A 15,987-nucleotide genomic window follows, 5' to 3' on the forward strand; every position below is an offset into this window, starting at 1 on the left:
CTCGACAATCTCACTTTACCAAACGAAGCGGTGTTTTTCTATGTTGGCAAGATCCTTACTTAAACCGACTCCACCTTAACCCCAGCTTGGGGTCAACTCGATTTTGACTCTGCGAAAGTTGAGTTATGTAACTTCACTAAATATATTCAGTAGAAAAGAGCTGTAAAGCAATTAAGTATTTCACCTTAAAAGGGAGTGCTACGAGTGCACCATTCGATATATTTAATCCGGAAGGACTTTGTGCTTGTACGGAAATTTCTGTACCTACTTATTATTTATTACATTTCTATGGGTTTTGCCAATTGGAGTACCTATAGTATGTTTGCGATACTGCCTCCAATGTTGTTGCTTATTAATTCCTGTACGCTTGATGTTCACCAGTCGAATCAACGGTTTCTGGTCAGTCTCCCTGTTCGCAGACAAGAGCTTGTTCTCGCCAAATATTTGGTCCTTATTCCTTTTACTTTATTCGGATTTGCCAGTGCACTAGTGGTATATGGCATCGCGGGTATAGTGGGTCATGGTTCAGATCCCACCTTTTGGAAAGAAATGGGGATCACATTGGGAGCGTTCCCTCTTCTCGCCGCTATTTATTTGCCTCTCTATTATTGGCTGGGGACTAAAGGCGCTCAAGTTGTGAATATCGTCTTTATGTTAACGGTTATGCTTGGTTCAAGCAGCGTCGCCAAACTGTTCGAGTGGTCACCCTTGCTCACAACCTGGATGAAGTCCGAGTCGTCCAACAATATGCTGCAGGCTTTAATTGCGGGAATAGCCTATATATTTGTAATGAGCTTTTCCTATTTCATTTCAGTGCGCATCTTCGAGAAAAAAGATGTGTCATAGGGTACTTAATAGAGGGGGGCTCGTCTTGGATCAAATGAAAGGATTCATTAAACAATTTCTGATGGAGCCAATGTGGTTTCGCGTGTTCATTATTGTTACCTTGCTTACCTCAATTATTTTTAGCAACTCATTGTTCACAAATGCCTATTCCCAAAGTATTTCCAAATTAGCTGCGGCTCTATTTTTTGCTGCTTATGGTATTAAAATGCGGAGGAATACTGCAATCTCAGTGATCTTATTGGGTGCGGCGGTTGTATGTTTGTTTCTAGCCTGGTTTCATTTTGCGGTGGCGTATTATGATTAGGCGTGAGGATGAGATTGAGATCTTTGGGGTTAAACTCCCGTTGGTAGACAATGAAGAGGTCGTTTCCCAGCTTATGGGCGCCCTTGCCCCAGACAAGCAGGAACGAATTCGCCGCTTTGTGAAGAGGGAGGATGCCCTCAGGACGCTGATGGCCGATATCCTCTCCAGGCTTGCAATCTGCCGCAGGCTGAACATTAAGAATAGGGAAATCGAATTGAATTTTAATCGCTACGGAAAACCTTTGTTACAGGGGAATGAGGCTCTGCATTTCAATAACTCCCATTCCGGGAGTTGGGCCGTCTCCGCTATTTCTTCCGCACCCATCGGAGTAGATATGGAACAGATAGGCGAAGCGCATCTGGAGATTGCAGAGCGATTCTTCTCCCCGCAGGAGTATAGCGATCTTTTGTTACGCAAAGAAGGAGAAGCCAGACGGGAGTATTTTTTTGACTTGTGGACGCTCAAGGAAAGTTATATCAAAGCTGTCGGTATGGGACTGTCTCTTTCTCTGTCGTCTTTTACGATCAGGAAGAATAACGAAAGAATCGTGCTTAACACACAGAATGAATTCAAAGCTTGCTTTTTCAGACAATATGCTATTGATACCGCCTACCGGCTATCCCTATGTGCGGCGAATGATAGTTTCCCGGACCATGTGACGTTGCTCAGCTTTGAAGAGATGACCCAAGCATTCCTTGAGTATATGTGATTGTACTGGTATTTAGATGAATAGTAGGGCCGCCAAGCGGTCTAGCGAGACCGGCTAGGCAGCCCTTGTGAATTTGACTATTGTTGAGGTTCAGTGATTTTCTAATTTTCTATAATAATTTCTCCTTCATCACTTGGTTCTTCAAACCCATTGAGAAAAGTTGTTAACAACTCCTCTGTAATCGTAAAGGCAGCATTTGCATCAAAACGTTGGCTGCGAATCTTAAGTCGCTTCCGCAATTCATCAGGATGCACTTTCAGATAAATGAGTTTCCATTTCCCTCCCGCGTTTTCAATAAGCCGCTTATATTCATTTCTTTCCGACCTGCTCCAAAAACTAGAGTCAATCACAACTTGTTTTTTATCTAGAATGAACTGCACAATATTATTACGTAATCTTAGATGTGCTTCATTTAAATAGTCCTTATACTTTTCAATGGGATAATCAATTCCATATCGTCCGTTGGCCGACCATACCTCCTCATCAATAGAAAGGCGTATATAGCCATACTCCTCCATTTTTAGAGAAAATGTAGTTTTCCCCGAGCCCGCTATTCCGCACATTAATACAACTAAAGATTTATCAGGGTCTCGTTCTGAATCAATCAAAAGCTTCATATCCAATTTTTCTGACATCATGTATTCCTCCTAATCTACCCTCAGACTTCAATGGATTTATTTGCCGCATGGAGTTGCAGAATCCGTTGATCCAATTTCGTCTGCAGCGAATCTCTGTCCTCCAATATAGCATCTGGAATAGCATCCTCCAGATCGTCCTCCATATTGCGTAAAGGCTTGAATCTAAATCCTGCTACAGACCATATCAGAACAAGTGCTCCAATGGAGGCCATGAGCAGGCCTATTCCTCGCCCTATGCCAACACCCAGAACAGGGCCAAGATAGGGGGTCAGGAATCCTCCCTTGTCCATTGCTTTGTTAAATACCGAATCTGCTAGTATGCCTGACACCCAATATCCGATCGGCATGCTGGACATCGCGATCATCTGATTGGTAGCCAGAACCCGACCCTGGAGCTGAAGCCCCACCTTGGATTGAATTAGCGATTGCCAGTGGGCATTCACGAGTGTGACAGAGAACCATAGCCCAAAGAGGCCGAACGCGGTCATTAATAGGTTAGCACGGAGTCCGGTCACGATCATGAAGAAACCCTCCAATATCACAAAACCAACCATCCCCGCAGCCCTTTTTTGGGTACCGCCCCAGAGACTCATCACAAGCCCTCCTGCCACCGCGCCAAGCGCCCCAAGCATTGTAACTGCAGCCAAATCTGCAGGTGTGCCGAAGGAAAGGACAAGTGGCTGAATTAGAACGGATGCGGCGCCGAACAGGATATTCCCGATAAAAAAGAAAGCAATCATATACAGCAAGCCCGGTCTTTTAACGATAAATTTCCAGCCCATAAGCACTTCCTTAAGAAAAGATTCTTCTCGTCTACTGAATAATGTGTTCGGAAATCTTACGATGAGCAGCGTGGTAATCGCGATAAAGAAACTAACAACATCAAGGATGAAGATATTCGCCATCCCAATCGTCGAGTAGAGAGCCACACCAAGCAGCGGTGCAATCATTTCGCTGGTGGAACCGGCGAGCTGGACAATCCCGTTGGCATGGCCCAGATACTGTTTGGGAATAATCTGAGCAATCGATGCCATGAAGGCAGGACGATGGAACGACCGTGACACAGAGCCAATGGCGGAGGAGACATAGATGTGCCAGACTTCAAGTGAATGAGTAGCCATTAATACGGCAAGGCAGGCAATGGGCAGGGCCATCATCAAGTCGCTGAATAACATCACAAGACGACGGTCATATCGGTCAACGATGGCGCCCGCGAAAGGTAATACCAGGATGCCAGGTATCAATGAGGCCGAAGAAATAGCTGCAAAGTCGGCCACCGACTGAGTTTGCGAATATACCCATACGCCAATTGCGATCCCGGTAAGACCGGAACCGAGGATGGACATCAACTGACCAAAAATAACGGTAAAGAATATTTTTAGATTCGGGGATACACCTTTTTGCTTCCGCGCATTTTCAGCTTCGGGGTGTGGAGTGGTGAACACTTGTATATCACCTGAATCATCTATTACAACATCTACAACATCGTCTTTGTCTTCCTGAGGAGCTACTAGACCCAATGTTGCAGTAATGGTTTCACTTAATTGATCAGCCTGATATTTGATGAAGTAGTGACCGGAAAGCGGAATGACCGCCAGCTCCACCTGATTGCTGAAGTAGCCCCATTCCCGGAAGCGCTCTTCATAGAGCTCGGTCGCTTTGTCTTTCTGGCCGATGATGCAGGTGATGGGGGTACTAAGCTTGGTGAATTCTTTATCCGAATAGGCAGAAGTATAGTAATTCTCGCTCTCTCGCGCATCATGGCGAAGGCAGCGTATCATGAAATCGCGTTCTTCATTGTCCTCTACATCCGTGAACCCGCCAAGTGCCTTTAAGAATTCATGATAGGATTTGTTGGACATGCTGCGGTCAGACGGAAACAGCTTGGAGAACCAATTGAACAGGCGGCCGGGAATCCGGGCAATCGGAAAGGTACCACCCAGAAAGACGCCTGTTAACGGCATATTCTCTTGTTCCAGCTGTCTGGCAATCTCAATCGTTAGAGCACCTCCAACACAGTGTCCGTATAGAGCGACCGGTCCCTTGATGAAGCTTTTAATTTCCTGTACACAGAGATGGGCAACCTCATGAATGGGAATCAAGGCTTCTTCTTTTCTGCTGTAGTCATGGCCGGGAATATCCATAGCATATAAGTCGATCATTCGTGGCATTTGCATCGCTAGTGGCTGATAGGTAATCGCACTACCTCCCGCGTAGGGAATGCATAGCAAAGTCACACGACTATGATGTTGTGGCCCAGGTCTTGTTAATCTATGCAGCAGATGATGCTCTGAAGGTTTGCCTTGGTCGATATATTCGGCCAACGTGCGGATTGTCGGATGTTTGAAGAAATCCATGATTCCTATCCAATCCCCTAAACTCCGCACTACCTTAAGCGCTTTAAAGGATTCTCCTCCCAGTTCGAAAAAATTGTCATCAATCGAAATAGGTCCGGTTCCCAGAACTGCTTTCCATATCGCTTCGATCCGCTGTTCCGTTTCCGTCCGCGGCCCTTCGTTTGTTGCGTCTGTGGTATTCAGACTCAGTTCCATAGCAGTTAGGAGAGGCAGATTCACTTTTCCATTGGGGTTAAGCGGTAAAGCATCCAACACAATAATATGATTAGGCATCATATATTCGGGCAGTATTGTCTTTAGCCTCTGCTTAAGATCAGCGAGACTTTCCTCTACAGGGTTTAGCTTGTCTAACACTCCATAAGCAACAATTCTATTCTCTTTCTGGGTTAAAGACTTTAACAAAACAGCCGCTGACTTCACGAAGGGGATAGAAGTTAACACGGCTTCAATTTCGCCAAGTTCTATCCGGTACCCACGGATTTTGATCTGACGATCCATGCGGCCTGTGATTTCTATCGAACCATCCTGTAGAAATCGAGCCCGGTCTCCGGTCTTGTACAGCCGTTCCCCACGTTCTCCAAAGGGGCTGCGAATGAAGCGCTCATTATTCAGCTCTAGGTTGCTATTATACCCCCGTGAGACCCCATTCCCACCTATATATAGCTCACCTGGTACACCGGCTGGAAGCAGATTCAAATGAGGGTCCAGGATATAAGCTTGTACGTTTGCAATAGGATGTCCAATGGGCACTAGGCTTATTGAAGAGGTATCCGCATCTCCGACAACAGGAAACGCAAGAGCAGACACTGTAGTTTCCGTGGGCCCGTAGTGGTTTTCAATCCTGCAGCCCGGCTGTAAACGTTGGATTCTTGAGACCGTTTCCCAGTTTAGCCCTTCACCTGCCAGAATGAGTATCTTATGTGGAATAATGAATTCAGGATGTTCCGCCTCCAGCAGGGCTTCACAATGACTGGGCACCATCTTCATGATATCAATTCTATTCTTCTGGAAATATTGAGCCACTCCGTCAGGATCACAGGAGCGGTCATAAGACAATACATGAAGCGTTCCTCCGGTGCACAATGCACCGAATATATTAGTTGTTCCTAAATCTGCGGCAAAGGTGGAGGCCAGGCAAAAGCTTAGCGGCTCCGTAATCTGCAAATGAAGGAGCATTCCTTGAATATAGTTATGGAATTGGCGAAGCTCAACGCTAACCCCTTTGGGACGTCCCGTGGTACCTGATGTGAAAATCATGTACATCAGGTTATGCGATTCGGTAGTTATGACGAGATTCTCCGTATTGGATTGAGCTAGCCATATCTCATCCTGATCAACATGCAGCAAGGCTACCTCTTCAAGCTTATCAAGCTGGAGATCCACCGAAAGTTTGCGCTGTGTGATGAGGATAGCCATCCCGGATTCCTGGATCATGAATTGCAGGCGGTCTTTGGGATAGGATGGGTCCAGCGGGACATAAGCACCACCCGCTTTGAGCACCGCTAGTATAGCAATCACTACTTCGGCCGACCGCTCCATAACAATCCCTACCGTTGTCTCCGGGCCAACTCCGCGCTCCCGCAAATAATGGGCGATGCGATTCGCGCGCGTGTTCATCTCTTCATAGGTGTAGAAAATATCTTCATAGACAAGGGCCATATGTTTGGGGAACATTGCCGCTTGTGCTTCTATGCACTGGACAAGATGGAAGTCTCCTTCATGTTCAGTGGAGTTCTTCACTCCGCTCCAATCTTCCAGAATTACATGACTCTCTGCTTCCGTAAGCAGATTAATATGGGCAATTAGCTGATCGGGTGACGTGCTTGCGCGTTCCAACAGATTGCAATAATGCTCCAGCATTCCTGTAACGGTTGATTCATGGAACAGATCTCTGCTGTACTCTGCCTGAACCGAATCCTCTGTCGCCGAGAAGGTTAGATCAAACTTGGAGCTGCTAGTATTTCGGGAGCCATTAAAGTGTAATTGGAGATCTGGGCTATCCCCTCCACCTACATGCATGTTCTGCAGTACAAAAAGTGTTTGAAATAAGGGGCTATGACTAAGATCCCGCTCAAGGGTAACCAGCTCCATGATCTTATCCAATGGTAGATCCTGATGCTCCAAGGCATCAAGCGAAAGCTGTTTTACCTGCTGCACAGTTTCTCTGAAAGTAGCACCTTCGTTAATCTGGAGTCTGAGGGGCAGCGTGTTGACGAAAAAGCCAATGTTGCGCTCGATCTCAGACCTACTGCGATTGGCTGCCGCAGAACCCACAATCAGGTCCTTCTGACCGGTATAGCGATACAGAAAGATGAAATATGCGGCCAGCATAGCCATATAAGGGGTCGCATCTTCTTCCTTGCAAAAATGCTGCAATCTGTCGTATAACCCGCCCGGAAAGTTCTGGATGATTACTGCTCCATTAAAGCTTCTTTCCGGGGGACGGGGCATGTCGGTAGCTAACTCCAGCACGGGGAGATCACCTTGAAGCTTATCTTTCCAGTAGCTTTGGTGATAGTTTAGTACATCCCCAGTGAGATAATTCCTTTGCCAGACGGCGAAATCAGCATATTGATAACGTACAGGCAACAGCGTTAAGGGCTGATGATGGAGGAGTGCCATATAGATTTGCTGAATCTCATCCATTATGATCCCGATCGACCAGCCATCGCAGGCAATATGATGAATGTTCAGCAATAAACAATGCCTATTCTCCTCCAGTGTAAACAAATAGGCTTTAAGCGGAAAGTCATCTTCCAACTTAAAGGGTTCCAGCGACTTTTCCAGAATCAGAGCCTCCATCTGATCTGTTCTCTGTGTCTTGGGAAGAGACTCCAGATTCACTGCTTCCAGTTTTAAAGAAGTGAAAGGATGAACGACCTGTAGACTTTCCTCACCGTACGTCTTGTACGTAGTGCGCAGAATCTCATGGCGCTCCACCAGCTGTTGTATGGCTTGTTCCAGCAAGATTGCATCGATCGCCATTGGCAGGTGAAAGACACAAGGAATATTATAGGCCGGACTATCGGGTGCCCATTGATACAAGAACCAGAGCCGCTGTTGGGAATAGGAGAGAGGGAAGGTGTTGTCGAACTCACTTCGTGGGCCGGCAACCCACTCCGGTTCCGGAGTTTTACGGGCAGTTTTATCTTTGATCCGTGCCAGTAGTAATTCCCGCTTCTCGGGTGTCAGCTGGTTAATACGTTCGGATAGATGACTCAACCTTTTGCCCTCCGTTCACCGATGGCGGTTAATAGACGTGCCCGCTGCTCTACAGAGAGATTGCTAATAGTTTCCATAATTTTGCTTGTAGCATCTGTGGATGATGGAGCAATGGAAGAGATATTTTGAGTTGTGGTATCTACCAATTCCTGCAGGTAGATTTCAAACGGTTCTATGCCCAGCTGAGCATGGAAATCTCTGGAGCGCTCATAGGAATCCATGGATAACGCGTCATAATGAACCCGGTTATCTACCAGCTCGGTCAAAGCAAGGCGCCAGGGTTCCAAATTTTGCTCAGGGATCACCGGGACAGGGATTTTACTGGCCAATACGGATTCATTCATATATTGTGTGATCGGCTGTACGGGAAGGATAAAGTCAAGACCAAGCTTGGCTTCAGGCAGACCTCCCACATGGCTGGCGATAACAGGGATACCGCGCAGCATTGCTTCCACTACGACCTGCCCGAAGGATTCCCCCCAAAGTGAAGGCATCAGAAACACCTTAGTCAGCTTATAGATATCATTGATATTCTCGGAAGGTTCCAGAAGGGTAATGTTCGGTATGGCTCTCAATGCATCCAGCTCATCATCGGTCGTAGCCCAGGTAGGAACAGCAGCAAAAGCAACATGGGGCAAGGCACGGGCTAAGCCAATAAAGATTGATATTCCCTTAATGGCAGACGGATTAATAACGGTAACATACTTATTATCGAAGTGTCCCAAATACGGAAAAGGGCCAGGTCCGTAAGACGGGAAATAAATGACTTTTGAATCAATACCGGCATACATCCGAAAATAGTTTTTTAAATATTGGCTGACCGAAAGAATACCGTGCAACTGCTTGTAGAGTCCTAGCTTGGAGGAATCCTCTTGAAAGCTCTCGGGACCGAAGGGGAGGGTAGCTTGACTATGAGCGAGAAAGACCGTTCTCGCCCGTGTCTCCAGTACGGTTTCAAGCAGCATATGCGTATTATCCTCTGAGACAATTGTGATATCCGGTTGAAATTGTTCTATTTTACTTTTTAAGAAAGGAAATACTTTAAAAGTACCTTTTACCGTATAAGCTGTTACCGATTTTTGGCGAATTGTGAATAAGTCCTCTTGATCTTCCAAAATGTCGAACTCGCCGCTGTCTACTTTGGTCTGCAGGAACTCTGCATATCCACGCACGTTAAGCGATGGAGTGATTACTAAACATTGATGCCCTCGTGCTGCCAGCCCTTCCATCAGAATACGGTTTGCTTTGTGTGCTCCGCCCCAAGGGTATAAATATTCCATAGACTGAACAAGTAATATTTTCATAGGGACCCCTCCGGGATTGTAGTATCAGCTACATCCATGAGTTCCAGCTCTGTTAGCAGCTGTTCAAGCTCAGAAACATCGATTTGCTCTAGCTGATATTGCTCAATAGCCAGTGCAGTTTGTTCAATCGTTGGCACGGCATTGAAGATGATGTGTAGCGGAATATCCATGTCTAAATAGGTGCGGATACGGGATATAATTTGAACGCTCATTAACGATTGTCCGCCCAATTCGAAAAAGTTATCATGAATTCCGACCTGATCAAGCTTCAGGACCTCGCTCCATATTTCCCCCAGCACATTCTCCAGGCTACTTCTTGGTGCCGTGTACTCGATCTCTAGATTCGGTCTGCTATCTTCCATTGAGGGAAGACTATTCCGGTCAATTTTTCCGCTTGTCAAGACAGGGAATTCATCGAGGAACATAAATCTGGAAGGAAGCATGTACATCGGAAACTTGGTTAGTAGATAGTTACGGATCTGGCTGATATTAGGTCTAGGGAGGTTGGCGGATTTCAGATAGGCGATGATGAGATTCTTCTCCTTGTTATATAGGACAACCGCTTCTTCAACCGCCGAATATTCGCGCAGCGCAAATTCCAGTTCTCCCAGTTCAATCCGAATGCCGGATACTTTGATCTGATGATCCTCCCGACTGAGCCACTCAAGATTTCCTTCGGAATCTTGCTGGCAAAGATCTCCTGTTCGATACAGAAATTCACTGAAGCCGTCCGCAAAAGGATTCGCAATAAAGGAATGGTTTGTCAATTCAGGAGCATTCAAATAACCATTGGCCAATCCGACGCTTGAAATATACAGTTCACCTAACTGACCGCTAGCTACAGGTTGTAATTGATCATTAAGCAGATAGAGTGCTGTATTGGCAATGGGGTTGCCTAAATATACGGAAGTATCGCTCGGTTGGCAGGTATGCATCGTTGCACATACAGTGACTTCCGTGGGCCCGTAAGCATTGATGAAATTCAATTTGGGTGCCCAGTACTGTACTAGCTTAAGGGTGCAGGCTTCACCTGCGGTAATAAGTGTCAACAGATTAGGCAGTTCTTCATGCGGCAAAGTAGCCAGTACGGACGGGGTTAGTGTGACGATGGAAATTTCCTTCTCCTTCAGGATTTGCTGAAGCTTATCTCCCACTAGCAATCCGTCCTGCTGCAATAAAATGAGTGTGGCGCCAGCAATCAATGTCGTAAAGATCTCGGAGACCGAGGCATCAAAGGCAACCGAAGCATTCTGAAGCACTCGATCCCCAACACGAAGTTGAAATTTCTTAATTTGCTCTAGCACGAGATTGGGAATGCCCTGATGTGTGATCATGACGCCTTTTGGCTTGCCAGTCGATCCGGAGGTGTAGATGATATAAGCCAAGTCCGAAAGAATGATCGGGTATCTTGGGTTGTGACAGGGCTGCGATTCAACAACTTCCCCAAACAGATCCAGAGATATACACTTGGTAGAGGATGTATGCTTTAATTCCATTAGCCGTTGTTCCAACAGCGAATGGGTCAGAATGATTACCGGATCGCATTCATCCAGCATATAGGCTAGTCGCTCATTTGGAAAGAGAGTGGATAGAGGGACGTATGCTGCCCCCGATTTTAAGATCGCAATCATTGAAATGATCATTTCAGGGCGACTTTCCTGGAAAATACCGATCAATTGGCCCGGTCCAGCGCCATTGCTTCGTAAATAGGCGGCAAGTTGGTTTGCTTGTTCATTGGTTTCCCGGTAAGTATACAGCTGCTCTCCATATTCCAGGCATGGCCATTCGGGGTACTTTGCGGCGGTCTCTTCAAATAAGGCGATGATAGATACTGCTGATTTCATAATCTTCTCTTCCTCCTCGTTATATAAACTATATGAAAGAAAAAGCCGTTTATAGAAACGACTGAACTACCGGACCTACCAAATAGGTTGTTAGGAGAAGATTAGACCCCTCAAATACAGATTACATTAAGCGCTTTCATGAAGGATCTGAACTGCGATTATTTCAACAGACTATGTGATTTGCAGGGAATAGAGTAGAGGAAGAGGGATAAATAATCAATTTGCGCAAACGTTTGCTTAACTTTTGGCATTATTATAGCACATGAAATTCCCACATGTAAATAAATAGTAATTATGCTGCTATTTCTTCATCGAAGCTTGTGACAGTGGAACATTTGGGGTTGAGCTGTTCCTTTTGTTGATCTTTTTAATATTTGTTCACACATCACCCCAAAAAGACATTTACAATATGCCCCCGGGGGGGATATATTGTGATAATAGTTCTCAATCATTATAGATAAATAAGGAGTGGGACAGATGAGTGAGGTCGTCATTTCCAGTGAAAACAGAGGAAATACAATCGCTGAAATTTGGGAGAAGCATAGTGGCATGATCATTCCCACAACATGTCTCTTGATGATCGGACTAGGCTGGATCACTGAGCGAAATGGGCTTGGGGTATGGAGCATTATTTGTTTCGTACTGGCTTATGTTGTTGGTGGATACCGGAAAGCCTGGGAAGGCATGGAGACCTTGATTAAGGAAAAAGATCTGGACGTAGATCTGCTTATGGTCGTTGCGGCCATCGGGGCAGCCAGTATCGGGTATTGGATGGATGGAGCGGTGCTGATCTTCATCTTTTGTCTTAGCGGAGCTTTGGAGGATTACTCCATGGAGAAAACCAACCAGGACATTGCTTCTATTCTGAAATATCGCCCAGAGGAAGCCATGCGCTTAAGTGCAGGTATTGAAACCAAAGTGAAAGCCTCGGAGCTGGAAAAAGGGGATGTGGTGGTGGTTCGGCCTGGCGAGCGTATTCCCTGTGACGGGATGATTCTGGAAGGAATCTCGGCAGTCGACCAAGCCTCCATTACCGGCGAGTCAATCCCTGTGGATAAAGCATCGAATGATCCTGTTTTTGCAGGAACGATGAATGGTCAGGGTGCTCTTCAGATCTTGGTTACCAAAGCAGCAGATGATACCTTATTGTCGCGGATTATACATATGGTGCAAGAAGCCAAAAACGAACTCCCGCCTAGCCAGCTATTCATTGAACGTTTTGAAGGGATCTATGCCAAAAGTGTGGTTGGATTGGCTGTGATGTTAATGATATTACCTCCGTTTCTGTTCGGATGGACTTGGAAAGAGACCATTTACCGGGCCATGATCTTCCTCGTTGTCGCTTCTCCTTGTGCTTTGGTTTCCTCCATAATGCCTGCCATGCTCTCTGGCATTTCCAATGCGGCCCGCAAAGGCGTGTTATTCAAAGGGGGTGTCCATCTGGAGCAGATCGGCAACGTCAACGCTGTTGCTTTTGACAAAACAGGCACCCTCACCGAAGGCAAACCCACAGTAACCGATATCTTCACAGTAGAAGGAAAGTCAGAAGAAGATTTGCTGCGCCTCGCTGCCTCCCTTGAGCATCTCTCGGAGCACCCAATCGCCAAGGCCATCGTGGAAGCTGCGAATAAGCAGAACCTCACTCTTGAACAAGCGGCAACGATGCAGGCAGTAACTGGAATGGGTGTCAGTGGCTCTGTAAATGGAAAGGAATGCCGAATTGGCAAAAGAGGACTGCTTCTCGGTCTCGTACTTGATGCGGATAAATTAAAGAAAGCGAAGCAATGGGAGTCCGAAGGGAAAACCGTAGTCTTTGTAGAATTGGAAGGTCAATTCGCCGGAATGATAGCCGTTCAGGATGTTTTGCGTACCCATGCCGTGGAGGCCATTCAACAGCTTAAGCTTATGGGCAAACATGTGGTGATGTTGACTGGAGATGCGAAGCTTACCGCAGAGGCGATTGGACGAGCCGCAGGGGTAGATGAGATTTATGCCGAGCTGATGCCTGATGAGAAGCTGCAGATCATTAAAAACATAACCAAGACGTACGGTAAAGTAGCCATGGTCGGTGATGGAGTTAATGATGCTCCGGCGCTGGCTGCAGCGTCCGTAGGGATTGCGATGGGAGCAGCCGGGACTGACGTAGCCCTGGAAACGGCAAACGTTGTGTTAATGACCGACGATATCCTCAAGATTCCTTATGCGATCTCCCTGGGGGTACGTACAAGTAGGGTCATGAAGCAAAATATAACGTTTGCACTAGCAGTTATTCTGGTATTGGTCATTTCAAATTTCTGGGGCGGACTAAATCTACCTTCCGGTGTGGTCAGTCATGAAGGCAGTACCCTGCTTGTTATCTTAAGCGGCCTGCGACTGTTGAGATAAGATGATGCAGGTATTGAAGGCCATATTCGCGCGTTAAATGTCACAGCTAACTCTCTGGAAATATGGTATTTTTGTCGAAAGTTTTTTTGAAAGATAAGAATTTATATGTTTCACATGAAAAATTATCCTTATCTTTGCTTTTGCAAATGTTACCTAGACCCAAATGAGGAGGCTTCGAAATGATTACACAAGAAACGCTTGAAGGTTATTATGTTACGATCGGCAGATTGAAGCAGAAATATTTATCTGAGAAGTTTGAACAGGACCTGCCCACTTTCACATCACATACGGAAGCTGCCGATTGGTTTCGTAGCTTATTTGCGGATAGCTTCGTATTTGTAGAGCAGACTGATGCAGCCGGCACGGGCGTTTACTACCTCTATGACATAATCCACGACAAAACCATATGGGAAGCGAGACAGAAGAGCTTAAGCGAAAAAGGCACGGCTTCTGGGCTGGGAATGTTACTCTGCACGCAAAGAGTCGATATTTACGAAGATGGTTCAGTGCAGTTAGCTTTCTAAGCTGTAATTAATGGTATTAATAATGGCATTAATAACGTGAGAATCCTTAGGTGTTGAGGGTTCTTTTTTTTATGAATCAATAATTGAGGACATATGTCCTTCTCAAATTCCTGAATATATCCTTTAATAGTGGAGAGAGCTAAATAGAGGAGAGAGCAGCAATGAAAGGGATTATCTTTGCGTTTATGGGCGGAGCTTGTATTACCTTGCAGGGTGTGGCTAATTCCCGGATAAGTCAAGACATTGGCATTTGGCAAGCGGCGACGATTACCCAATTCACCGGATTTATTCTAGCCTTGGCTATTCTGCTGTTCGTACGCGACGGGAAAAGCCAAGGCTTTAAACAAGTGAAGCCGTTATACCTGATTGGCGGAGCTTTTGGAGCGGTTATTATTTTCAGCGAAGTGACAGCTATTCACCAGATTGGGGTTACTTTTACGATATCCGCTTTGCTGATTGCCCAGCTATGCCTGACTATTCTGATTGATATGAATGGTTGGTTTGGCGTGGTGAAACAGAAGATGAAGCTACCGCAATTCGCCGGTATTGGAATGATGATCGCGGGTGTACTGATATTGAAATTCTGAGTGTGGCACAGGTATTGTACGTGCTTGTTAAGGGGAAATTGAAGACTTATACTACCTCATCGGAAGGCAAAACCCTGATTCTTTCGTTCAAAACCCCGCTTGAGGTAATCAGAGATATTGAGTACGTCCACGGGACGGACATCATCTGCTGCAATTTTTACTAGAAATCATCACCTACAAGTTCTACCGTAAATCCACTTCCTTAAGCTTCAATTTGCTGTATCCGGTGGATGTACGATTGGCCAGTTATCTGCTGTCTGTCTCCTTCGATGAATCCGATGCGTTATTTAAGGGGCAACTAAGTACATTCAGTCTAGTGGATGCAGCCAATTTAATTGGAACGAGCTATAGACATCTGAATCGAGTGATTCGAAAGTTCTGTGCAGAAGGCCTAATTGAGCGGAATAAGGGATACATTCTTGTTAAGGACAGGGAAGGGTTAAAGGTACTGGCAAGTCGGAATATATACGAATGAATTATTTTTTATCATCAGAAGAAATCAGTCAAATGAGGTGTTACAGGGATGTTTTTAGGACTATTATTGGCGCTTGCTGCCGGTTCGCTGGTCAGTATGCAGAATATTTTTAATACGAAAGTGAATGAACATACAGGGTCATGGGCAACCACCACATTGGTATTGGGCATGGGATTTGTGGCTTCATTGACCATCGGCCTACTCTTTGAAGGCAAACAGATGTTTACTTTGCAAAATATGCAGCCTTGGTACTGGATCAGCGGCTTAATCGGTGTAGGTGTGGTCATCTGTCTGGTGCAGGGGACAAAGCTGCTTGGTCCTACTTATGCAATCTCTATCGTGCTGACGGCACAGCTAGCTTTTGCACTGTTATGGGACTCTTTAGGCTGGTTAGGACTGGAACAGGTCCCTTTTACGATCAACAAGCTGCTAGGTGTATTGGTTATTGTTGGGGGCATTGTTGTCTTTAAATTAGGGGGCAGACGTGAGTCGCAGAAGTCCAAGGAGGCAAGTGTTTTAGGGTTGGAATAATTATTCTCCTTGACTTTTGAACGCCCAATTAAGTAGTATTAGACCCGTAACCTTATATAAGGCATTGACCAAAGACATGATTTCCAGACACGAGCTGTCCAGAGAGAGAAGTTCAGGCTGCAAGCTTCTCCAGCTAACGATTGGAAGATTACCCCTTTGTAGCCGTGGCGTTGAACCCGTAGATCTTTAGGATCACGGCTGTAAGCGACACCGACTTATCCCCGATATCGGATACCAATGAGGTCTTGCAACGTTGCAGGT

At 45.9% G+C, this 15,987-nt stretch carries 11 protein-coding genes and 1 pseudogene; 8 read left to right on the forward strand and 4 right to left on the reverse strand.

Annotated features, from left to right (window positions below; genetic code table 11):
- Positions 1 to 204 precede the first annotated feature (204 nt).
- From GJB61_RS17980 to GJB61_RS17990, 3 genes are read left to right on the forward strand one after another with little or no spacing between them, the layout of a single operon-like run.
- On the forward strand, positions 205 to 846 hold the full coding sequence (locus GJB61_RS17980) for an ABC-2 transporter permease (protein WP_154120413.1): 642 nt from the start codon (positions 205 to 207) through the stop codon (positions 844 to 846).
- Positions 847 to 871: 25 nt separating this feature from the next.
- Complete coding sequence (locus GJB61_RS17985; protein WP_154120414.1) at positions 872 to 1,150, forward strand: hypothetical protein; 279 nt, start codon at positions 872 to 874, stop codon at positions 1,148 to 1,150.
- Positions 1,143 to 1,859, forward strand: coding sequence for a 4'-phosphopantetheinyl transferase family protein (locus tag GJB61_RS17990; protein ID WP_338115926.1), 717 nt, complete (start codon positions 1,143 to 1,145; stop codon positions 1,857 to 1,859). The genes GJB61_RS17985 and GJB61_RS17990 overlap by 8 nt, the downstream gene beginning before the upstream one ends.
- Positions 1,860 to 1,960: 101 nt before the next feature.
- Here the strand turns inward: GJB61_RS17990 and GJB61_RS17995 are convergent, their stop codons facing one another.
- The 4 genes from GJB61_RS17995 to GJB61_RS18010 are packed head-to-tail and all read right to left on the reverse strand — an operon-like array spanning position 1,961 to position 11,224.
- Positions 1,961 to 2,494, reverse strand: a complete 534-nt coding sequence (locus GJB61_RS17995; RefSeq protein ID WP_154120748.1) for a P-loop nucleotide/nucleoside kinase family protein — start codon at positions 2,492 to 2,494, stop codon at positions 1,961 to 1,963.
- Positions 2,495 to 2,517: 23 nt separating this feature from the next.
- On the reverse strand, positions 2,518 to 8,076 hold the full coding sequence (locus GJB61_RS18000) for a non-ribosomal peptide synthetase/MFS transporter (protein ID WP_154120416.1): 5,559 nt from the start codon (positions 8,074 to 8,076) through the stop codon (positions 2,518 to 2,520).
- The gene (locus GJB61_RS18005; protein ID WP_154120417.1) at positions 8,073 to 9,380 is read right to left on the reverse strand and encodes a glycosyltransferase family 4 protein; all 1,308 of its coding nucleotides are present in this window, start codon (positions 9,378 to 9,380) and stop codon (positions 8,073 to 8,075) included. Before GJB61_RS18005 ends, GJB61_RS18000 begins: the two co-directional genes overlap by 4 nt.
- On the reverse strand, positions 9,377 to 11,224 hold the full coding sequence (locus tag GJB61_RS18010; protein WP_154120419.1) for a non-ribosomal peptide synthetase: 1,848 nt from the start codon (positions 11,222 to 11,224) through the stop codon (positions 9,377 to 9,379). Before GJB61_RS18010 ends, GJB61_RS18005 begins: the two co-directional genes overlap by 4 nt.
- Before the next feature lie 477 nt (positions 11,225 to 11,701).
- On the opposite strand from GJB61_RS18010, the gene GJB61_RS18015 reads away from it, so the two are divergent.
- From GJB61_RS18015 to GJB61_RS18035, 5 genes and pseudogenes are all read left to right on the forward strand, one after another.
- Positions 11,702 to 13,609 carry a heavy metal translocating P-type ATPase gene (locus tag GJB61_RS18015; RefSeq protein WP_154120421.1) on the forward strand — a complete coding sequence of 636 codons (1,908 nt, stop codon included), beginning with the start codon at positions 11,702 to 11,704 and terminating at the stop codon, positions 13,607 to 13,609.
- A gap of 179 nt (positions 13,610 to 13,788) precedes the next feature.
- The gene (locus GJB61_RS18020) at positions 13,789 to 14,133 is read left to right on the forward strand and encodes a hypothetical protein (protein WP_154120422.1); all 345 of its coding nucleotides are present in this window, start codon (positions 13,789 to 13,791) and stop codon (positions 14,131 to 14,133) included.
- A 161-nt stretch (positions 14,134 to 14,294) separates the two neighbouring features.
- Positions 14,295 to 14,720: a DMT family transporter gene (locus tag GJB61_RS18025; RefSeq protein ID WP_154120424.1), complete on the forward strand. Its 426-nt coding sequence runs from the start codon at positions 14,295 to 14,297 to the stop codon at positions 14,718 to 14,720.
- 14 nt (positions 14,721 to 14,734) lie between these two features.
- Positions 14,735 to 15,195: pseudogene (locus tag GJB61_RS18030) on the forward strand (Crp/Fnr family transcriptional regulator); the annotation flags it as partial.
- Positions 15,196 to 15,243: 48 nt separating this feature from the next.
- A complete protein-coding gene (locus GJB61_RS18035) occupies positions 15,244 to 15,726 on the forward strand; it encodes a DMT family transporter (RefSeq protein WP_154120425.1) in 483 nt (160 codons plus the stop codon).
- The last annotated feature ends 261 nt before the right edge of the window (positions 15,727 to 15,987 follow it).

Source organism: Paenibacillus monticola, assembly GCF_009664975.1.
In the GTDB taxonomy this organism is placed as follows: Bacteria; Bacillota; Bacilli; order Paenibacillales; family Paenibacillaceae; genus Paenibacillus_AQ; species Paenibacillus_AQ monticola.

Coding starts and splice junctions, on each gene's coding strand:
- GJB61_RS17995 (WP_154120748.1), bottom strand. CDS start 2,494: ATGTCAGAAAAATTGGATATGAAGCTTTTGATTGATTCAGAACGAGAC.
- GJB61_RS18035 (WP_154120425.1), top strand. CDS start 15,244: ATGTTTTTAGGACTATTATTGGCGCTTGCTGCCGGTTCGCTGGTCAGT.
- GJB61_RS18020 (WP_154120422.1), top strand. CDS start 13,789: ATGATTACACAAGAAACGCTTGAAGGTTATTATGTTACGATCGGCAGA.
- GJB61_RS18010 (WP_154120419.1), bottom strand. CDS start 11,224: ATGAAATCAGCAGTATCTATCATCGCCTTATTTGAAGAGACCGCCGCA.
- GJB61_RS17990 (WP_338115926.1), top strand. CDS start 1,143: ATGATTAGGCGTGAGGATGAGATTGAGATCTTTGGGGTTAAACTCCCG.
- GJB61_RS18015 (WP_154120421.1), top strand. CDS start 11,702: ATGAGTGAGGTCGTCATTTCCAGTGAAAACAGAGGAAATACAATCGCT.
- GJB61_RS18025 (WP_154120424.1), top strand. CDS start 14,295: ATGAAAGGGATTATCTTTGCGTTTATGGGCGGAGCTTGTATTACCTTG.
- GJB61_RS18005 (WP_154120417.1), bottom strand. CDS start 9,380: ATGAAAATATTACTTGTTCAGTCTATGGAATATTTATACCCTTGGGGC.